Here is a 19953-nt window from a genome sequence, read left to right on the forward strand (position 1 = left end):
TAGCGTATTACTCACCGAATGTAGCTTGTCATGATAGATACACACGCCCATATTTACGCCACTGAATTCGACCAAGATCGCGACGATGTGGTCAAGCGAGCAATAGCGGTTGGCATCGAGCACATATTGCTGCCAAACATCGATCTTGAATCAATAGGGCCAATGCTGGCAACAGAAGCGGCTTACCCAGAGATCTGCCGCTCAATGATGGGATTGCACCCGTGCTATGTCGATGCCAACGTCGATGCGACACTCAACACCATTCACTCTTGGTTCGATAAGCATAACTTTATCGCAGTGGGTGAGATTGGTATCGACTTGTACTGGGATAAAACCTATCGCAAAGAGCAAGAACGCGCGTTTGTCACCCAGCTTAATTGGGCGAAAGAGATGGACTTACCTGTCGTGATCCATACCCGTGACTCCATTGAAGAAACGCTCGCCTTACTTAAGACTGAACAAAATGGCGACCTACGCGGTGTCTTCCACTGTTTTGGTGGCAGTATCGAAGAGGCTAGAGCTATCAATGAGTTAGGTTTTCACCTTGGGCTTGGCGGCGTGTCGACCTTTAAGAACTCAGGCATGGACAAGGTGATTCCAGAGCTCGATATGACCAAGGTTATCCTTGAAACCGATTGCCCTTATCTCGCTCCAGTGCCTAATCGCGGAAAACGCAACGAGCCTGCTTACACTGAGTTAGTGCTAAACCGTATTGCTGACGTACGAGGCATCAGTACTAAAGAAGTGGCAGAGATAACAACAAACAATGCAAAATCACTGTTTTTATTGTGATTTTGCAGGTTTCGTTACCCATTATGTGAGTTAGATCTGATTTACTAGTCGCTTACCGGCCACCAGTTAACGTAGAATATGCACCAGATTTATATGCCACTAGTAGTAAATGATATGTGGCACGGTTCACGCATTTTCTATCAAGGAGGTCCGGTATGTGCCAGCACGGAAATATGCTGCAACGCCAACATCGCACATTTTGGCAAAAGCTCATGGGTATTAAAGAAATCTATGTCTGCTCAGAATGCGGATACGTCCTCAAGATTCGATAACCTCCTATCTCTCTAGCACACATACAAAAATAGCGGCCTAAGCCGCTATTTTTTATCTCATCAAATTGATGACACTACTCTTCTTCCTCGTCGACTTCTTCTTTTCGTGTGTAGAAACGCGCAAAGAACAAGCCCACCTCAAACAGCAAGCACATCGGAATCGCTAGCAACGTCTGAGAAATAAGATCAGGAGGGGTCAATAGCATACCCACAACAAACGCCCCCACGACAATGTAAGGACGCTTTTGCTTCAGGCTATCGACATCTGTCGCACCTGTCCAGCACAGCAGGATAATGGCTACAGGTACCTCAAAGGCAATACCAAACGCTAAAAACAGCGCTAAAACAAAGTCTAGGTAACTGGATATATCCGTTGCAAACTCAACTCCGCCTAACGATATTGCCGTGAAAAAGCCAAACACGAGTGGGAATACCACAAAGTACGCAAAGGCAACACCGCAATAAAAAAGCAACGAGCTCGAGAACATCAGCGGCATGACCAACCTTTTCTCGTGCTTGTATAAGCCTGGCGCAACAAATGCCCACACCTGATACAAAATAAACGGTACCGCAATGAAGACTGAGGCGATCAACGTCAGTTTAAGAGGGGTAAAGAAAGGCGATGCTACGTCGGTTGCGATCATTGTCGCTCCCTCTGGTAGCCTCTCTACTAGCGGCTTGGAAACAAAATCATAAATATCGCCAGAGAAGTACACCAGAGCCAAAAATACCACTAACACCGCAACAATAGCGCGCAGGAGTCGGTTTCTTAGCTCTAGCAGATGACTAATCAAAGGCTGTGTCTGTTCGACGGACGGCATGAAAACCTCGAATAAAATAAGTGACCACCAGCGCGATCACTTTCGATATACAAATAGACAAGGGCTGATAATCAGCCCTTATTCAGATCTTTCTCTGGAGACTCACTCTCAGCAGGTTTTATCGTCTCTGAGCTCTCTGTCACTTGAGGACTCGGCTCAGAGTCTGTTGCCTTCGACTTATCGGTCGCGTAAGGACGCGTCACGTCTTGTGCAGCCTGCTTCAATTCTTCTACCGAACTTTTAAGCTCAGGCGAAAGGTCTTCCATGCCCATTTTCTCAGCTTTTCGCAGATTCTCTTGAAGCTCTTGGACTTTAAGTTCATGCGAAAGCTCATCTTTGACATTATTTGCCATCGCTTTCGCAGAGCTGATAAAACGAGAAACACTTCGGATAGCAGTCGGCAAGCGCTCTGGTCCCAGAACCACTAAACCAACCACAGAGATGAGTACCAGTTCCCAAAAACCGATATCAAACACGAATTATGCCTGCTCTTTATCTTTCTTTGTTTCAGTAGAAGCGTCTGTCTTTTGTTGCTCAATGTTCTTAGGTTCAAAATCTGCATCTTTTTTGTCAGATTTTGCCGTCGGCTCATCTTCGCTCATTGCTTTCTTAAAGCCCTTGACTGCCCCACCTAGGTCGCCGCCAATGCCACGCAGTTTTTTCGTTCCAAACAGCAGAATAACGATTACTGCAATGATAAGAAGTTGCCAAATACTAATACCGCCCATTCTTTCTACCTCGGGTCTTGATTAACAAATTTATGATTTAATGCGAGTTTATCGCTTAACGTCTGTAAGTACGCCAACTTAACAGCCAAAATGTGATACCACCAACGCCTGATGTAACAGACAACTGGTGATAAGGACTATCCAGCAGTATGGCGGAGCATACGATTAAAGTTGCGCCAACGCCAAACAAAAATTTACCTGTACCATGTTGCCGTTTTGTTTCACGGTATCCTTGATACAAACTATCCATGCGCTGATTCATAGCCTTACCTTGTTTGAGGCTATCGTACAGCAACTCTGGAAGCTCAGGCAATTTTTCTGCCCAAAACGGAGCGCGTTCTTTGATACCATTAATGACGGCTTGCGGTCCTACCTGATTCGCCATCCAGTTCTCGAGAAACGGTTTCGCTGTCTCCCATAAGTCTAGTTGCGGATAGAGCTGTCTGCCTAAACCCTCTACATACAGCAAAGTTTTCTGCAGCAGCACCAACTGAGGCTGCACTTCCATATTAAATCGACGTGCCGTATTGAACAGGTTCAATAACACATGACCAAAGGAAATTTCGCACAAAGGCTTAGCGAAGATCGGCTCACACACCATGCGAATGGCGAACTCAAACTCATCGACATTGGTATCCATTGGCACCCAACCCGAGTCAACGTGCAGCTCGGCGACTTTACGATAGTCTCGGTTGAAGAACGCCAAAAAGTTTTCTGCTAAATAGCGTTTATCTTCGCTGTTGAGCGTGCCGACGATGCCGCAATCAAGACCAATCCATAGCGGGTTTTCAGGATGCTCGTAGCTGACAAATACATTGCCGGGGTGCATATCCGCATGGAAGAAGCTATCGCGAAATACCTGGGTGAAGAAAACGCTCACACCACGCTCAGCTAACAGCTTCATGTTGGTGCCATTCGCTTCTAGGGTTGGAATATCCGATACCTGAATGCCATAGATGCGTTCCGACACCATTAGTGTCTCACTGCTAAAGTCAGGAAGCACTTCTGGAACGTACAGCTCTTCACTGCCTTCGAAGTTGCGGCGCAATTGAATCGCATTTGCCGCTTCGCGTCTCAGATCTAGCTCATCTAATAGCGTTTTTTCGTACTCACGCACCACTTCGACGGGTTTGAGTCGGCGCGCATCAGGTAAGGCTTTAGAGACAATGCGAGCCATGCGATACATCAGCTTCAGATCGGCATCAATAACAGGACGGATATCAGGGCGTATCACCTTGAGTACCACCTCCTGCCCTGTCTCTTTGAGCTTGGCAGTATGAACCTGCGCGATGGATGCCGATGCTAATGGCTCGATGTCAAAATCATCAAACCAGTTTTCAATTGGACCACCGAGCGCCTTCTCCATTTGCGTTTTAGCCAACTCACCGTCAAACGGTGACACTTGGTCTTGCAGCAGCGCTAGTTGGTCAGCGATATGGGGAGGAAACAGGTCGCGGCGCGTTGACATCATCTGACCAAACTTGATCCATACCGGACCAAGTTCTTGCAATGCTAGACGAAGTCGCTCACCAAGTGGTTTGTCTGGATGTTGATTCTTCATCCAAAACAGTGAGCGCCTTGCTAATAGTGGCGCTTTGGTCAACTGATGAGTTGGCATCAACTCATCTAGGCCATACTCAAGTTGAACCTTAACGATGTGATAGAGGCGCTTTATTTCACTCGGGGTCATACACGCTCCGAGTCTGGTTGGCCATCGACCGACGCCAGCAAAGCGTCCAAACGGGCATTCAGTCGCTCAGTTTGGCTGCGCACATCATCCACATCGTCACAAAACGCTGCGACGGCAAGCGGTGGCGGTGCAATTTTCCACTCTTCTGTCAGTACTTGACCAAAATGGTCTTGATGCTTGGCAGCTTGCGAAGCAAAAAAGCCGAACAGGTTTTTGGCACCTTGTACTGCCGTATGAGCGACAACATCGCCCGTCACGCGGGACATCCACTCTTCAATGTCTGGCTTACAATCGGTAAGCAGCGCCGAAAACTTTTGCGCCAACTGAATATCACCGTCAAGCTCAAGCTTATCTTGCTTGATAAGTTTGGTGATATTGGCTTGCTCTTTGAGCTCAGGCAGAACCGACAAATTGAGCGACAGGTAACAGTCGGGTTCACCCTCGTAGTTAGCCAATACATCAAGCTGATTGCTAAACACAAAGGTGAGCGATTTATTGAATTCACGCAGATGAATTTGAATCACCTGACCTTTTAGGCGGGCCACGCGGTTAATCAGCGCTTCATCGTCTTTAATCAGGGTATTGAGTGTGGTTTCCACCACGGCCGTCACTAATGGATCAAAAGGCATGGCTCAGTCCTTAGAATTTGTATCCACGGTGTAGGGCAACAATACCACCGGTCAGGTTGTAATATTTGGTTTGCTCAAAGCCAGCGTCTTGCATCATGCCTTCCAGCGTATCTTGGTCTGGGTGCATGCGGATTGATTCGGCTAGGTAGCGATAGCTCTCGGCATCGTTGGCCACTAGCTCACCCATCTTAGGTAGCAGGTGGAAAGAGTACGCATCGTACACTTTAGAAAGAGGCTCAATGATTGGTTTCGAGAACTCCAGAACCAATAGGCGACCACCCGGCTTAAGCACACGGAACATAGAGCGCAGTGCTTTGTCTTTGTCCGTCACATTACGAAGACAGAAGCTGATTGTGATGCAGTCAAAGTAATCGTCTGGAAATGGCAACTCTTCAGCGTTGGCTTGAACATAGTGAACGTTACCAACAATGCCAGTATCACGCAGCTTGTCGCGACCCACGTTGAGCATTGAGTTGTTGATGTCGGCAAGCACTACGTGCCCTTTATCGCCAACAATACGAGAAAACTTAGCGGTCAAATCACCAGTACCGCCACCTAGGTCTAGAATACGCTGACCTGGTCGTGCACCACTGCAATCAATAGTGAAACGCTTCCATAGGCGGTGAACACCACCTGACATCAAATCGTTCATGATGTCGTATTTTGCTGCCACCGAGTGAAACACTTCCGCTACGCGCGTTACTTTTTCTTGTTTCGCAACAGTTTCGAAGCCGAAGTGCGTGGTGTCGTCTTGTTGATTTACTTGATTCGATTGCACAGTACTTTCCGTCATTATTCTTCCTCTTGGGCAGCGCTACTTCTCCGTCGCCGCAGACGGTCAGTTTACTTTATCCATGTCTGGTTGTCTTTCCACCAAAGCATCATTTTGTGCAATTTCTGTGAGCGAGGGAGAAATCGAGCGTTTCACCTCAACCCCAAGCTGTTTAAAGCTTTCCGCCTGACGAATCGCATTACCGCGACCCGTCGCTAACTTGTTCATCGCCCCTTGGTAACTTTGGTTGGCTTTATCCAATGCGCCGCCCAAACCTTCCATGTCATCCACGAAGAGGCGCAGCTTGTCGTAGAGCTTGCTGGCTTTGTCTGCGATCACCTGAGCATTTTGGTTTTGTCTATCGTTGCGCCAAAGGTTGTCGATGGTACGCAGCGCCACCAGCAGTGTGGTTGGGCTAACCAAAATAATGTTGCTCTCCATTGCCTCTTTCACCAAACTCGGGTCAGCTTGAATCGCCACTTGGAATGCGGGCTCAACGGGGATGAACATCAAGACGTAATCGAGGGAGCGAATACCCTTAAGTTGGTGGTAATCTTTTTGCGACAGCCCACGAATATGGTTACGAAGCGCCAATAAGTGATCACTCAGCGCTCGATCGCGTTCGGCATCGGTTTCAGCATTGAAATAGCGCTCGTAGGCAACCAACACCATCTTCGAATCGATCACCACCTGCTTATCTTGTGGTAAATGAACGATCACATCGGGCTGATAACGCTTACCCGCTTCGTTTTGCAGACTCACCTGCGTTTGATACTCGTGTCCTTCGCGAAGCCCCGACTCTGCCAATACGCGCGCCAAGACCACCTCACCCCAGTTGCCTTGTTGTTTGTTGTCGCCCTTCAGAGCTTGCGTCAGGTTCATCGCTTCTTTAGTCATCTGATCATTAAGACGCTGGAGGTTTTTTAGCTCATGCACCAGCGTATGTCGCTCTTTTGCCTCTTGACTAAAACTATCGTTGACCTGCTTTTTAAAGCCCTCAAGCTGCTCTTTGAGTGGGGATAGAATCCCCTCGAGGCTTTGACGGTTTTGCGCATCAACTTTGGCGGTTTTCGCTTCAAACACTTGATGAGCAAGGCGCTCAAACTGCTCTTTAAGGCGTAACTCAGATTGCTGCAGCAGCTCTAGCTTCTCTTGATCCGAGCGCTGTTGTTGCTGATACGTGGCGAGCTGCTCGCGTAACTGCGCCTCAGATTGCGCACGCTGCTGCTTAACCTGCTCAAGCTCGGTAGCGTACTGCTGACGCTCTTGCTTCACAGCCTCGAAATAGCGCAGCTTTTCCATTGCTGCCATCACCTTGCCGTGCGCTTGCTTGAGCTCAAATGCCGACTTGTCACGCTCATCATCCAGCTCATCGAGTTCTTGTTTGGCATCAGATAACTCTTGCTGCATGCGCGCGATTTGCTGCTCTAGTGCCGTCGTCTCGAGCTGTGCTTTGTGTTCCGCTAAGGCTTCTATTTGACGAGATTTAAAATGCAACACCGCAGCGGCAGAAAAGCCAACCACAGTGCTAAGTGAAGTGATTGAAAGTAGGAGGGTTTGATTATCAATAATCCATTGCATTGTTTACTTGCCATCAGCCTTAGTTATTAAGCTAATGGTAATTTATACTGGATAAATGTCCAGATATTTACAGGGAGCGGCGCTTGAGGCGGGCGTTGATGATGTCCTCTATTAGCTTTTGTTCGCGCTTTGCTTTTTCATAGCTCTGCTTTTTGTTCCAGCGCTCTAATACCTGCTCAAGCCCTTGAACGCGAGCCGCTTTTTGCTGTAGCTGCTTTTGTACCGACTGACACTGAGCCTCCATCACGGCTTGCTCTTGCTGATGGTGCACCAACATCTTTTGTAGCATCTGATCCGCCAAGTTAAGGTTCATCAGCCCCACACTGCAGGTTTTCGTTGCCCCTTGATAGTTGCGAGATTTCAGCTCTGAAAGTGCTTCCAACTGAGCACAGAGATGCTCACTCTGATGGCGCATGGATTCGAGCTGAGCGCCGATCTGATCGCGCCTTAGCTCCTCGACTTGGGTCATCTTGCCGACTGCGCGGATCTTGCTTTCCATTGCACTGCTTCCTTATTCGCGACGTACGATTTGCGCATCACGTCATCGTTTATTGCGCTTGCTGAGCCTGAAACAGCTGAGCAAGCTCGGTTAAACTGCTGGTTAAGTTCACCGCCTCATTCGCGCCTTGCAACAAATACCCTTTAAGCTGCGGATGCATGGCAACCGCTCGGTCTAACTCAGGGTCTTGTCCCGGCTGGTAGCCACCTAGCGGTAGAAGTTCTTTAACCTGAAGGTAGCTCGAATAAAGCTGTCTAAATTGATTTGCGATCGTGGAGTGCGCCTCTGGCGTGCAGCCAGACATACAGCGACTGATAGAAGCATTGATATCAATGGCAGGATAGTGCCCTTGCTCTGCCAATTGACGAGACAGCACCACATGCCCATCCAAGATCGCCCGCGCCGAATCCACCACAGGGTCTTGTTGGTCATCCCCTTCTGCTAACACGGTGTAGATAGCGGTAAGACTGCCATCTGGATGTTCACTGTTACCGGCACGCTCCAAAAGCTGCGGCAACACACTAAACACGGAAGGCGGATAACCCCTTGAGGCAGGTGGCTCACCTAAAGCCAACGCAATCTCACGCTGCGCCATCGCATAGCGAGTGAGTGAATCCATCAGCAGCAGTACATCGTTACCCTTGTCGCGAAAATACTCGGCGACACGATGACACAGCAGTGTGGCACGCAGTCTCATCAGTGGTGACTCATCGGCAGGCGCCGCGATAATGATTGCCTTGCGGCGCATCTCTTCGGTCAGATTGCGCTCGATAAACTCTCGAACTTCTCGACCGCGCTCGCCAATCAAACCGACCACGATGACATCGGCTTCGGTGTTTTGGGTGATCATGCCCATGAGTACACTTTTACCTACACCACTGCCTGCCATTAATCCGATGCGCTGCCCTTTGCCCACGGTAAGTAAACCATTGATTGCGCGCACCCCCACATCAAGCGGTGTGTCCACTGGGCGTCTTTTTAAAGGGTTAATCGATTTAGGCTCTAGCGAGACACGCTCGCCGCCTTTTAACCTAGGTCCATCATCCAGAGCTTCACCTAGCCCGTTAACCACACGACCCAGCCAGTGATTACCAAGGTTCACTGAGCTGTCGCCATCCAGCGGCACTACCTTGGCACCTGCAAACAAACCACCAAGACGCCGAACTGGCATTAGGTAGGCTATGTTATGATCAAAGCCGACTACCTGAGCCTCAATCATGTCGCCTTCGTCGGTCTCTACTAAGCAACGCTGCTCAAGCTTAAATCGGCAACCGACCGCTTGTAGCATTAAGCCATTCACCTTGACCAAACGTCCCGTCACTCGCGCCACGGGCACGGTATCAAGTGATGCTATCGCATCAAACAGTCGATCTTTAAGCAACCTATCTTTGAGCACCCGATCTTTGAGCAGCGGCGACACATTAGACATTGCGTTCCTCGGATTCGTTAGCAATCACTTCATCGAGCAAGTGCTCTTTAACGGCGTCCATGCACGACTCCAATCGAGAGTCGCAGCTTGCGTCTGCTTCGGCGTCTTCAGTCACAAGCTGACAGCCACCCACAGGCAAATCGGCTTTCGCCATCAGCTTCCAGCCCGCGGCAAGCTCTGGGTTAATATGCGTGATGCGCTCAAGGTCCTGAGGGTTTAGGAACACGGTGACCTTTTCCGTTTTACCCGGCATGGCTTCTAACGTTTCATCCACCAGCGTGAGAATTTGTTGCGGCATCAGAGTCAGCTCAGCTCGAATCACTTGTTGCGCCACTTTCTGCACTAACTCACAGATCATATGACGCTGTTGCTGCTCTTTTTCCTCTTGCCACCGCGACAATGCCACATAGATATCGTTGACAGGTTTAACTGCATCGACAAACGTCTGCTTACCCGTTTGTTCACCCGAAACAAAACCTTGTTGAAAGCCCTCTTTTTGGCCCTCAGCAATGCCCTGTTGTTTGCCCTGTTCAACCCCCTGATTAAAGCCTTCGCGGTGACCACGCTCCAATCCTTGTTGAAACCCTTCTTCTAAGCGCTCTTGGATATCCATTTGTGTTGGCGCATCATCCCAATTGAGGTCTGCGGCCAGTTCATCACTCGCAGAAGGCTGCGCTACCGGAGGAAAGCGGTGCTGGCGATAACCAGTCGCAGGTAAGGAAAATATCTTAGTGCGCGTCATGACTACTCCACCGTTTGCTCTTGGTATAGCGTGAGCTCAATCTCACCCGCTTCCGACATCTCTTTGATAATCTGCATGATTTCATTACGTGCACGTTCGACCGTACTCAATGGCACCGCGCCGCGAAGCTGCATATCATCTTCTAGCGCTTTCACCATACGCTGCGGCATCGACGCCTTAATGGCTTGCTGCAAGGTGATCTCTGCGCCTTTAAGAGCCACAGACCAAAGCTCGACAGGCACCTGCTGTACCAAGGCGTCCATGGTGTCTTCGCGCTGTCTACCAAGCACCATAAAGTCAAACATGTTCTCTTCAATCTCGCTGACCACGTTTTCATCGTGCAACTTCAGCATTTCCATCAACATAGCTCGGTCACCAGAGAAGCGGTTGATGATATCGGCAACCTGCTTCACCCCTGACATAGGTGCACTTTGACTCACCGATACTTGCTCAATGCAGCGCTCAATCAATTCGTTCAAATCGCCCACGACTTGATGATCAATGTCTTGCAACGTCGCGATCCGATATAAAAGCTCATCGTGATAATCCGACGGCAGATGATTGAGTACTTCTGACGAGGTTTCTGGTGGCAAATAGGCCAAGAAAATTGCCTGCATCTGAGGATGCTCACTGGCGACAAATCGGGCTAGCACTTCAGCTTCTACCCATTGCAGCCTCTGCATGTTGTTGCGAATCTCATCACCATACAGGTTGTTCAACAGCCCTTTCGCAAGATCGTTGCCCAAAGCTTTGCGAAGCGTATTCGACAAGTACTCTTTCGAGGCTCCGCGGATACCACTGTGCTGTCTAAAATCCTCAAAGAAGTGTTGAATAACATTCTTCGCGTTATCACTTTTGATGCCGCTAAGCTTGGCCATTGCTTTAGTGACGCGTTGAGTCTCATCACGAGAGAAGTGGCGTAACACTTGCGCAGCGGCGTCCTCACCCATACCGAGTAACACCAATGCCGTGCGTTCGACGTGACTAAGCGTTGCTGGCGTTGACTGTGCTGTTTTCATTGACGTTTACCCATTGTTTAAGGACTTCCGCGACGCGCTCTGGCTCTTCGGTCGCAATAAGCTGTAGATGTTTCAATTGCAGTTCTAGCGGCGAACCTGGTGGTGGCAACATGTCGCTGCTCGCATCCAGACCCGACGATGTCGACTCGATACCACGCTCGGTCAGTTTGCGGTTTAGGCGCTCTTCGCGCTCACGCTCTTCACGGGTTTGAATGTTTTCTTGGTACTCTTCTTCTTGAGGGTCTGCAAACTCTAGCTCTTGACCACGCTGGTCAGCGCCAGTTAAGTGCATGATAAGTGGGCGTAGTACGAAGAAGATCATCGCCATACCTAGCATGCCACCTATGATGTAGCGTAGCGGCTGCTGAACCGTCGGGTCTTGCCACCAAGGCATCGCCGGTGGCGCTTCAATCTCGATTGGCGTGAAGTTAAAGCTCATTAGACTGAGGCTATCGCCGCGCGCCGCTGAGATACCCACAGCATCGGTGATCATCGTTGAGATCTGCGCGCGCTCTTCTGGTGTCCACGCCGTGCCATTAGGTGCTGCGGTCTCATTAAGTAGCACCGAGACACTTAGCTTGTCGATTTGTCCCTGCTGATACTGAGTACGGCGAATACTGCTGCCAACAGCATACTGACGATTAAGCTCACTGCGTGCATTGGTGTTTTGGCTGTCGTTGGTTGGCACTTCACCGGTAACCGGTGGCTGGTTGCTCAATGAACCTGGGATACCAAGCGCAATCTTATCGACGGTGTTGTTTTGAATGCTGTGCTCATTACGAACCACAGGATTGGAGTCGAGGATCTCTTGCGTTTCTTCCACCTGACTAAAGTCCATGTCGGCGGCAACTTGCACTCGGAAGTTACTTGGACCCACAATCGGCGTCAGCATGTCGGCTGCACGCTGGATGATCTGCTTCTCTACATTCTTTTGATATTCCAGATATTTGGCATTCACTTTGCCTGTTGCTGCAGAGGCCACATCAGCACTCAGTAGACGCCCATATTGGTCTATCACGGAAACGAACTCTGACTTCATGCCAGTGACACTGCCGACAACCAAGTTGATGATCGCTTCTACCTGATCTGGCTTAAGGTCTTCGCCAGGTTTGAGTTCAATCATTACCGAAGCGGAAGGGTCTTCTCCCTGCTGGCGCACAAACAAGGTTTGTCTTGGAATCGCAAGGTGGACTCGAGCATTTGAAATCGCATTCAAAGAGATGATGGTGCGAACCAACTCACCCTCTAGACCATGTCGATAGCGCGCATTTTCCATAAATTGGCTGGTGCCGAGTGAGCTGTCTTCTTTTAATGAGTCCAGACCCGTTGGCAATTGTGCTTTAACGCCTTTCGCCGCCAGAAGCATACGAATTTTGGCAACTTGACCCTCTGCCACCAGTACTTGACCGTTCTGCTCTTGCAGGCGGTAGGCAATGCCTTCTGACTCCAACACAGACACAATTTCACCGATGTCAAAGCGCTCTTGCTGACTGTAGAGAGGGCGATAGCTTTGCGAAGAACTCCAAAGCGCGACCACTATGATGGCCGCCACAATCGCCGCTAGAACTGCAGACAAGACTAAGTTGCGCTGTGAGCTAGACCAAAGCTGTTTAAGCTTCGCCTGAACATCGTTCATGTTATTAGGTGTCGACTTAGGTGCGACATCAATGGGACCTGGGGTCGCCGCTGTTTGAGGTGCTAATTCTGACATGTTTTACACCGGCATCTTCATTACATCTTCAAACGACGCAACAACCTTGTTACGCACCTGCATCAGCGCCGAGAACGACAAGCTGGCTTTCTGACTGGCAATCATGGCACCGACCAAGTCATCACTTTGACCCGTTTCTACCGCAGTCATTTTTTGTGATGCTGTAGATTGATGCTGGTTAACCATGTCGAGCACGTTTTTCATCGCCCCAGAAAACGCCATTGGAGGGTTCACCTTATTCACATCCATCGGGTTGTTCGCCACTAAGAAGTCAGGTTGTACCTGCTGCTGCATGTTTTGCATTTTGGTGAGCATCAATTGCTCTGCTGATACCGCATTATTGATTGGTTGCATCGCCATCTAAATTCTCCTTTATGCAGCCGAGCCGATGGCTGACTGTAGATCAATTCCTTGCTCACGCATTGCGGCCAACTTGTAGCGTAGTGCGCGTGTGGTTACCCCTAGGGCATCCGCCGTTTTTGTTCGGTTACCGCCAAACTGGCGCAGTTTCTCGAGAATAAATTGGAACTCCGCCTGTTTTTTCACCTCAACATGCCCCATTCCTTGTGCTCTGTGTGTCACAACGTGAGTGGTAGGAAGCTCAACAGGAAGCATCAGGTCTTGCGCGGTAATATAGTCGCCATGGCGCATTACAAGCGCGCGCTGAATAACGTTCTCAAGCTCACGAATATTGCCGGGCCAGTGGTAATGACACAGCGCCTGCTCTGCATCGGCAGAGAGATGACAGTTGCTGTGCTCTTTGTATTTGTTGATAAAGAATTGGCTGATTGGCAGGATGTCATCTTTACGATCGCGCAGTGGCGGCCAGTGCAGCGGCAACACATCGAGGCGGTAGTAGAGATCTTCACGGAATGTGCCTTTGCGAACTTCTTCGCGCAGATCTTTGTTGGTCGCAGCGATCACACGAATATCTAGAGCGATCGCCTTGTGACTTCCTACTCGCTCAACTTCGCGCTCTTGCAGTACTCGCAATAGCTTAGCTTGGACCGCTGGCGACATCTCACCAATCTCATCAAGCAAAATCGTGCCGCCATTCGCCTCTTCAAACTTACCTGACTGAGATCCCGTCGCGCCCGTAAACGCGCCTTTCACATGACCAAACAGCACAGCTTCAAGCATGGATTCTGGAATCGCTGCACAGTTCACGGCAACAAACGGCTGTGAGCCACGTGGGGATTGGTCGTGTACGTAGCGCGCCAACACTTCTTTACCCGTACCCGACTCCCCAGTGATCAATACACTTGCACTGGTGCATGCGGCTCGATGCGCCAATTGCAGAACCTGTTTGCTGCGCCAAGACTCAGCCACGATGTTCGCCATTGGCTTCTCAAGCGCTTCGACACGTTGAATAAGATTGATAAGCTGCGTCGCTTCAAAGGGACGCAATAGGTAATCGGTCGCACCCGCCTTCATGGCTTCGGCAGCAAGTACACCTTGGTCTTGCTCGACAATCGCGATAGCCACGCCCGGATTCGATTTACGTTGGTGACAAGCAATCCATTCACGCACGCTCATGTCAGGGAGTGCCGAGCTAATTAAGCTGATTGCCGACTTGTCGTGCAGTAACGCAGCTCGACCTGTTTTTACGTGGGTGACCTGGAAACCTTGCGCTGTGAGCAGGTCGATGATGGGGTTCGCATTATTCTCACACGGTTCAACGAAGAGAATGTCCTTATGCTTAAGCTGAGTTGGCATTTATTGCACCTCTGTCTTCGTATCCGTTGAAGACGCTGAATTTGAAGATGTGTGTCTCACCACTCTCACGGTGACACGACGGTTTTTCGCTTGACCAAATTCGGTTTCATTGCTGCTCACTGGGTAACGAGCGCCATGGGCACGCACCTCAACCAAAGATTTTGGTGCGCCTAACTCAATCAAGGTACTGGCAACATCATCTGCTCGAACTCGCGACATCTGCAGGTTGCTTGTGGTTGAACCTACGTTGTCGGTATGGCCATCAATTAACACTCGAGATACCGCTTGATCTGCGTTGATATAGCTCACCAAGGAAGCCAAGGTGCGCCTCTGATCGCCGGAGACCACGCGCTGACCAAACTCAAAGTTCAGTACCACATCGCGTGCTTGTTGGTAGTTCATTTCAGGTAAGGCGACACGACAGGCATTAAACGAGACAAAAGCCGATTCAATTCGTGTAGAAGGCAAAACATAGGCGTCACTGTGCGTGTGCTCATCAGACATGGCACTGACTCTTACCCAGGCACCTTTGGTCACGGCTGCAAGCAATGATTCAATGCCGACATCAAAAATGGCGTAGCCTTTGGTGGTTTTAGCCGCTTCATCGACGACGCTGTGCTGCGCAGGAGAATGCCATGGTGCCGTTAATTGAAACAGCTGCGCATGTTGAATAGGTTGGTTGGGTAAATATAGAACGGCGGAAAGCGGATTATTTGGTTCCGCGTGGAAGTAAAACTTCCCCATGTTATTTGGCAAATTATGTTCAAGACGACACTCAAATTCACCTTGCTTTGCCTGCCAATTAACTAAATCCATAGGGATATTAACTTCATTACCAAATGAGACTTTAGTCCCAAAAATAAAGGCAATAAAAACCAATATTGGAAACAGTTTATTAACAAACGTAATTGCAGACTGTATTTTACATTCTTCTGACCTACTTAAACTAGCCAATAATAAGTAAGTTCGATTTTTAACTGACGCAGAATTCATATTGCCATCCAATGAAAGCTCTTGTTACTGACATATGTAAACCTAGTTTCACATGAGCACTAGTCAAAAAACTGCCAAACATAGTGCTTATAAAACATAAATTTAGGTAAATCACTCATTCTGATGTTGCTAGCCAACTAGATATATCGGCTATTTGCCAGACGATATATTCGCCCGGATATAATAATTATTGAATTAAGCTACCTGCATTTATTTTATATTTAAAGATGGTTTATTAAGTGAAAACAAACATATGAACCAAGTTCACAAATTTACGTTCAAGAGCTAAAAACAACTAAAAAAACCAGAGTAGACTGACGAAAAATAACAATGTTAACCAATTAATTCTGCTTAACATCCAGCAGAACAGTCGCAGGCTATGAGATAGGTATGAGTGAACAAACTTTGAGTAAACGAGAATCTGTTCAAGTGCTAAATGTTGAATTATTAGGCAAGCCGATTCATATCATCAAAAATAAGCTTGAATCGATTATTAATAGCTCCCAGCAATATTTATCAACGGAATTACAGGCGTGGCTCAAAACCCCCTCCGTTCATGTCGAACTGACCGATATACAACTGGAAACACTGGGAAGCAACGTGCTGGATAGCCGCAACAGCGCAGCGCAAAAGCACAACGACAAGGGGGCTCTTTACGTAAGCATCGAACCCGTGATGTTGATGCGACTGTCTGACGAATTTTACGGCGCAGGGGTTGAGCGCAGTCAAACTGAACTAACCAATAGTGATATCCGCTTACTGCAGCGAATCACCAAACATATCGCAGGCTGGATAGCACCCGAGGATGCATGGCAACCCCAGGAGATGGATGCATTATCAGGCGTGGGGATCATCGCAACCCTAACCGTTCAAATGCACGACAAAGTGGCACCACTTTCTATCGTCCTCGACAGTGAACTGATTCAAACCTTAGTTAGCGAACTAGAGCTAACCGCCAACCCAGAGCTTGCTGGTGAGTTTTGCCAAGCACTACGCACCACACCAGTCAAACTCGATGTTCAGCTCAGCAAGAATGTTATGCCACTCACTCAGGTGTTAACACTCAAGCCAGATGACATCCTACCTATCGAATTACTTAACCATGCCCCAGTAAAAATCGGTAAGCAAACACTGTTTACGGGTCGTGTGGCCGAGCAAGACGGCCAATTGGTATTGATTTTAAACGAAGATAAGGAAAACCACCGATGAGCGACTCGCAAGATCAGACGGCTTTCGACAGCAACGACTTACAGTTCGATGATTTTGAGCTAGAAGACTTCGATGCGGACGTACCTGCGGCTGCCACAACAGCGACGGCAACACGCAATCTGGATTTTTTCAAAAACATACCGGTTACCGTGACACTGGAAGTCGCCAGCAAAGAAATTGCCCTAGGTGACTTAATGACCGCAGGTGAAGGCAGCATCATTGAGTTAGATAAGCTCAACGGCGAGCCATTGGATGTCAAAGTGAACGGCTCTCTCATGGGACATGCTGAAGTTGTCGTGGTCAACGATAAGTACGGACTTCGCTTAATCGACGTCGTGGAATCCGCTCTCACGTCTATGGGACAGTAATCCATTATGTTGGCTTCAAGCACACTGCAAAGATGGCTCCCAAAAACATTGAGTTGTGGTACGTTAGTCATCATATCTCTGGTGCTTTTGCTTGGTAGCCAAATGGCGTGGGCAGACAACGGATTAACGTTTCTTACCGTCAATGATGGGCAGTCAGAGCAGGAGTACAGCGTCAAGCTGCAAATCTTGCTACTGATGACAGCGTTAAGCTTTTTACCCGCCTTCTTGCTGATGGCCACCAGCTTTACGCGCATTATCGTCGTGTTGGCGATTCTACGTCAGGCACTGGGTCTGCAGCAAAGCCCACCTAACCGAGTGCTGATTGGTATCGCCTTGTGTTTAAGCATTCTTATCATGCGTCCCGTCTGGAGCGACGTCTATGAGAATGCATTCCTGCCTTACGACCAAGGTGAGATCACCTTGATGCAAGCCTTCTCAACCGCAGAAAAGCCGGTGAGAAACTTTATGTTGGCACAAACGCAGCAAAACTCCCTTGAGCAAATGCTGAGGATCGCCAACGAGCCGGTTGACTCCAACGTCGACGACATCTCATTTGCCATCGTGCTTCCAGCGTTTGTCATCAGTGAACTTAAGACCGCGTTTCAGATCGGCTTCATGCTGTTTATCCCGTTTCTGATCATCGACCTGGTAGTAGCAAGCGTGTTGATGGCTATGGGTATGATGATGCTATCGCCACTGATCGTCTCGCTGCCGTTTAAATTGGTCGTCTTTGTGTTAGTCGATGGTTGGGCGATGACCGTTGGCACGCTTTCAGCCAGTTTTAGTACTGGATAAGGAGACGCGATGACCCCTGAAATGACAGTGGCGCTGTTCTCCAATGCCGTCTGGCTGATCATCAATATCGTTATGGTACTCGTGGTGCCGGGCCTTCTAGTCGGCTTGGTCATTGCCGTATTTCAAGCCGCGACACAAATCCAAGAGCAGACACTGAGTTTCTTACCCAAACTTTTGGCGACCCTGCTGATGGTGATCTTTGCTGGTCACTGGATGCTTAGAAAAATCATGGAGTTATTCGACTACTTGTTCCACAACATTCCAGGGATGATTGGTTGATGCAGATAACGTTCGCCGAGATTTCACAATGGTTAGGCCAATTATGGTGGCCCTTTTTCAGGATTGGGGCCGCCTTTTTGGCCATGCCATTTTTCGGTGACGCTTTGATTCCCGTCTGGGTTCGTGCACTGCTCGCTCTATCTATCGTGGTCATTACCGCACCATTAATGCCAGCCATGCCTGCCGTTGACCTGTTTTCCATGACCTCTCTGTTCCTGGCTTTCGAGCAAGCGATGTGGGGGCTTTTCTTCGGCCTTATCCTGCACTTTTTCTTTAATATCTTTACCATGCTCGGGCAAATCGTTTCGCTGCAAATGGGTCTTGGTATGGCCATCATGAATGACCCAGTGAATGGACTCTCGGTTGCCATACTCGGTCGTATTTTCTTGCTGTTGTGTACCCTACTGTTCTTAGCACTCGAGGGTCACCTGCTGGTGATCGATATTTTGGTGCAGAGCTTCGTAGTATGGCCTGTGGGCTCTGGGCTTTCGGTGCTCTCGCTGGACAACATCATCTCGCTGTTTGGTTGGATGTTTGCCTCAGCACTGGCATTAGCACTGCCAGCCATCGTCTCTATGCTGCTGGCCAACATTAGCTTTGGTGTGATGAATCGCGCCGCACCCAGCTTGAACGTTTACGCACTAGGTTTTCCTATGACCATGCTACTCGGTCTGTTCAGTATCTTGATTACGGTTAGCGGCATACCTAGTCGCTACACCGCGTTGGTGCACGAGACACTCTCGCACCTCAACCAGTTTATGGTGGGCGGCGCATGAGTGAACAGTCGAGTCAGGACAAAACCGAGAAAGCCTCACCCCAGAAAATTAAAAAGGCCAGGCAAGAAGGTCAGATCCCGCGAGCAAAAGAGTTCACGACGGCAGTACTGTTTTTGATCGTGGCGATGTTTTTCTATAGTCAACTTCACTGGATTTGGCAGCACATCTCTGGAGTGTTCCACTTCAACATGTCACTCACTCGCCAAGACTTAGAAAATCCACAACAGATGCTGGAGCAACTCGGTCAAAGCCTCGCGATCATCATCGAGCTCTTACTGCCAATGTTTGCAGTCATCATCATAGCGTCGATTGGCAGCAGCTTGATATTAGGGGGCTGGATGTTTCGCCCTGCTAACATACAACCCAAGCTCAGCAAGCTTAACCCCTTGTCAGGCATCAAGCGCATGTTCTCGACACGCTCCTTGGTTGAGCTGATCAAGTCGTCACTCAAGGTCGCCGTCATCTTTGCGCTACTTTATACCTATCTCGACAGCAACTTCTCACAGCTGTTAGGCATGCAGCAGTTGACCTTGAATCAGGGTATTACCATGGTCATGACCATACTGTTCGAAGGCCTGCTTCTAATGGGAGTGGCGCTGCTTATCTTTGGTGTGATTGATATCCCCTACCAGCGCTGGGAGCACCTAAAACAACTCAAGATGACCAAGCAAGAGCTTAAAGAAGAGTACAAAAACAACGAAGGTCGACCTGAGGTCAAACAGCGCATTCGCCAAATTCAGCAGCAGTTTGCTCGTCGCAAGATTGACCAAGCTGTTCCCAAAGCTGACGTGGTTATCACCAACCCAACCCATTATGCGGTGGCACTCAAGTACGACACCAGTTTGTCGGAGGCCCCCTTTGTGGTTGCCAAAGGCATAGATGAGACCGCAATGCACATTCAGCGCATTGCACGAGAAAACAATGTGGAAGTCCTCAACTCACCACCACTGACTCGTGCTATTTACCACACCACCGCCATCGAGCAAGCCGTACCGAGCCAGCTCTATATCGCGGTCGCGCACATTTTAACTTACGTCATGCAGCTCAAAGCGTTTCGACGTGGCAGTGGGGATAAACCCATGCCGCTGCCAACATTTACCATCCCTAAGCATTTGCAGCATTGATTGGCTTA

At 49.1% G+C, this 19953-nt stretch carries 22 protein-coding genes; 7 read left to right on the forward strand and 15 right to left on the reverse strand.

The window, feature by feature from the left end; all coding sequences use genetic code 11:
• The first annotated feature begins 30 nt into the window (after positions 1–30).
• Positions 31–792, forward strand: coding sequence for a TatD family hydrolase (locus LY387_RS15705; protein WP_234494754.1), 762 nt, complete (start codon positions 31–33; stop codon positions 790–792).
• 346 nt (positions 793–1138) lie between these two features.
• Here LY387_RS15705 and tatC read toward each other — a convergent pair whose 3' ends face one another.
• The 15 genes from tatC to LY387_RS15780 all read right to left on the reverse strand — a co-directional run bounded on the left by tatC (position 1139) and on the right by LY387_RS15780 (position 15217).
• Complete coding sequence (tatC, locus tag LY387_RS15710; RefSeq protein WP_128648368.1) at positions 1139–1885, reverse strand: twin-arginine translocase subunit TatC; 747 nt, start codon at positions 1883–1885, stop codon at positions 1139–1141.
• A 71-nt stretch (positions 1886–1956) separates the two neighbouring features.
• Positions 1957–2361 carry a Sec-independent protein translocase protein TatB gene (gene tatB, locus LY387_RS15715; protein ID WP_234494756.1) on the reverse strand — a complete coding sequence of 135 codons (405 nt, stop codon included), beginning with the start codon at positions 2359–2361 and terminating at the stop codon, positions 1957–1959.
• A gap of 3 nt (positions 2362–2364) precedes the next feature.
• A complete protein-coding gene (gene tatA / locus LY387_RS15720; RefSeq protein ID WP_042477892.1) occupies positions 2365–2613 on the reverse strand; it encodes a Sec-independent protein translocase subunit TatA in 249 nt (82 codons plus the stop codon).
• 55 nt (positions 2614–2668) lie between these two features.
• Positions 2669–4303 (reverse strand): ubiquinone biosynthesis regulatory protein kinase UbiB, encoded by a 1635-nt coding sequence (gene ubiB / locus LY387_RS15725; RefSeq protein WP_234494757.1) that lies wholly within the window; start codon positions 4301–4303, stop codon positions 2669–2671.
• A complete protein-coding gene (locus LY387_RS15730; RefSeq protein WP_234494759.1) occupies positions 4300–4932 on the reverse strand; it encodes a ubiquinone biosynthesis accessory factor UbiJ in 633 nt (210 codons plus the stop codon). Before LY387_RS15730 ends, ubiB begins: the two co-directional genes overlap by 4 nt.
• A 10-nt stretch (positions 4933–4942) precedes the next feature.
• On the reverse strand, positions 4943–5725 hold the full coding sequence (ubiE, locus tag LY387_RS15735; protein WP_042477886.1) for a bifunctional demethylmenaquinone methyltransferase/2-methoxy-6-polyprenyl-1,4-benzoquinol methylase UbiE: 783 nt from the start codon (positions 5723–5725) through the stop codon (positions 4943–4945).
• A gap of 45 nt (positions 5726–5770) precedes the next feature.
• Positions 5771–7285: a DNA recombination protein RmuC gene (gene rmuC, locus LY387_RS15740; RefSeq protein ID WP_234494761.1), complete on the reverse strand. Its 1515-nt coding sequence runs from the start codon at positions 7283–7285 to the stop codon at positions 5771–5773.
• Positions 7286–7352: 67 nt separating this feature from the next.
• Positions 7353–7784: a flagellar export protein FliJ gene (gene fliJ / locus LY387_RS15745; RefSeq protein WP_234494762.1), complete on the reverse strand. Its 432-nt coding sequence runs from the start codon at positions 7782–7784 to the stop codon at positions 7353–7355.
• 49 nt (positions 7785–7833) lie between these two features.
• Positions 7834–9213 carry a flagellar protein export ATPase FliI gene (gene fliI, locus LY387_RS15750; RefSeq protein WP_234494764.1) on the reverse strand — a complete coding sequence of 460 codons (1380 nt, stop codon included), beginning with the start codon at positions 9211–9213 and terminating at the stop codon, positions 7834–7836.
• Positions 9206–9955, reverse strand: coding sequence for a flagellar assembly protein FliH (gene fliH / locus LY387_RS15755; RefSeq protein ID WP_234494766.1), 750 nt, complete (start codon positions 9953–9955; stop codon positions 9206–9208). The genes fliI and fliH overlap by 8 nt, the downstream gene beginning before the upstream one ends.
• A gap of 2 nt (positions 9956–9957) precedes the next feature.
• Positions 9958–10974, reverse strand: coding sequence for a flagellar motor switch protein FliG (locus LY387_RS15760; protein ID WP_234494768.1), 1017 nt, complete (start codon positions 10972–10974; stop codon positions 9958–9960).
• Positions 10940–12685 carry a flagellar basal-body MS-ring/collar protein FliF gene (gene fliF / locus LY387_RS15765; RefSeq protein WP_234494770.1) on the reverse strand — a complete coding sequence of 582 codons (1746 nt, stop codon included), beginning with the start codon at positions 12683–12685 and terminating at the stop codon, positions 10940–10942. Before fliF ends, LY387_RS15760 begins: the two co-directional genes overlap by 35 nt.
• Positions 12686–12688: 3 nt before the next feature.
• The gene (gene fliE, locus LY387_RS15770; RefSeq protein WP_128648365.1) at positions 12689–13045 is read right to left on the reverse strand and encodes a flagellar hook-basal body complex protein FliE; all 357 of its coding nucleotides are present in this window, start codon (positions 13043–13045) and stop codon (positions 12689–12691) included.
• A 12-nt stretch (positions 13046–13057) separates the two neighbouring features.
• The gene (locus LY387_RS15775) at positions 13058–14401 is read right to left on the reverse strand and encodes a sigma-54-dependent transcriptional regulator (RefSeq protein ID WP_234494772.1); all 1344 of its coding nucleotides are present in this window, start codon (positions 14399–14401) and stop codon (positions 13058–13060) included.
• Positions 14402–15217 (reverse strand): OmpA family protein, encoded by an 816-nt coding sequence (locus LY387_RS15780; RefSeq protein WP_234494773.1) that lies wholly within the window; start codon positions 15215–15217, stop codon positions 14402–14404. It abuts the gene before it with no gap.
• A gap of 567 nt (positions 15218–15784) precedes the next feature.
• On the opposite strand from LY387_RS15780, the gene LY387_RS15785 reads away from it, so the two are divergent.
• The 6 genes from LY387_RS15785 to flhB are packed head-to-tail and all read left to right on the forward strand — an operon-like array spanning position 15785 to position 19945.
• Positions 15785–16603, forward strand: a complete 819-nt coding sequence (locus LY387_RS15785) for a FliM/FliN family flagellar motor switch protein (RefSeq protein WP_234494775.1) — start codon at positions 15785–15787, stop codon at positions 16601–16603.
• A complete protein-coding gene (gene fliN, locus LY387_RS15790) occupies positions 16600–16971 on the forward strand; it encodes a flagellar motor switch protein FliN (RefSeq protein ID WP_042477867.1) in 372 nt (123 codons plus the stop codon). The genes LY387_RS15785 and fliN overlap by 4 nt, the downstream gene beginning before the upstream one ends.
• A gap of 6 nt (positions 16972–16977) precedes the next feature.
• Complete coding sequence (gene fliP / locus LY387_RS15795; protein WP_419153415.1) at positions 16978–17766, forward strand: flagellar type III secretion system pore protein FliP; 789 nt, start codon at positions 16978–16980, stop codon at positions 17764–17766.
• A gap of 9 nt (positions 17767–17775) precedes the next feature.
• Complete coding sequence (fliQ, locus tag LY387_RS15800; RefSeq protein ID WP_234494777.1) at positions 17776–18045, forward strand: flagellar biosynthesis protein FliQ; 270 nt, start codon at positions 17776–17778, stop codon at positions 18043–18045.
• Positions 18045–18821, forward strand: coding sequence for a flagellar biosynthetic protein FliR (gene fliR / locus LY387_RS15805; RefSeq protein WP_234494778.1), 777 nt, complete (start codon positions 18045–18047; stop codon positions 18819–18821). Before fliQ ends, fliR begins: the two co-directional genes overlap by 1 nt.
• On the forward strand, positions 18818–19945 hold the full coding sequence (gene flhB / locus LY387_RS15810) for a flagellar biosynthesis protein FlhB (RefSeq protein WP_234494780.1): 1128 nt from the start codon (positions 18818–18820) through the stop codon (positions 19943–19945). The genes fliR and flhB overlap by 4 nt, the downstream gene beginning before the upstream one ends.
• The last annotated feature ends 8 nt before the right edge of the window (positions 19946–19953 follow it).

The sequence above is a fragment of the Vibrio maritimus genome (assembly GCF_021441885.1).
Classification (GTDB): Bacteria; Pseudomonadota; Gammaproteobacteria; order Enterobacterales; family Vibrionaceae; genus Vibrio; species Vibrio maritimus_B.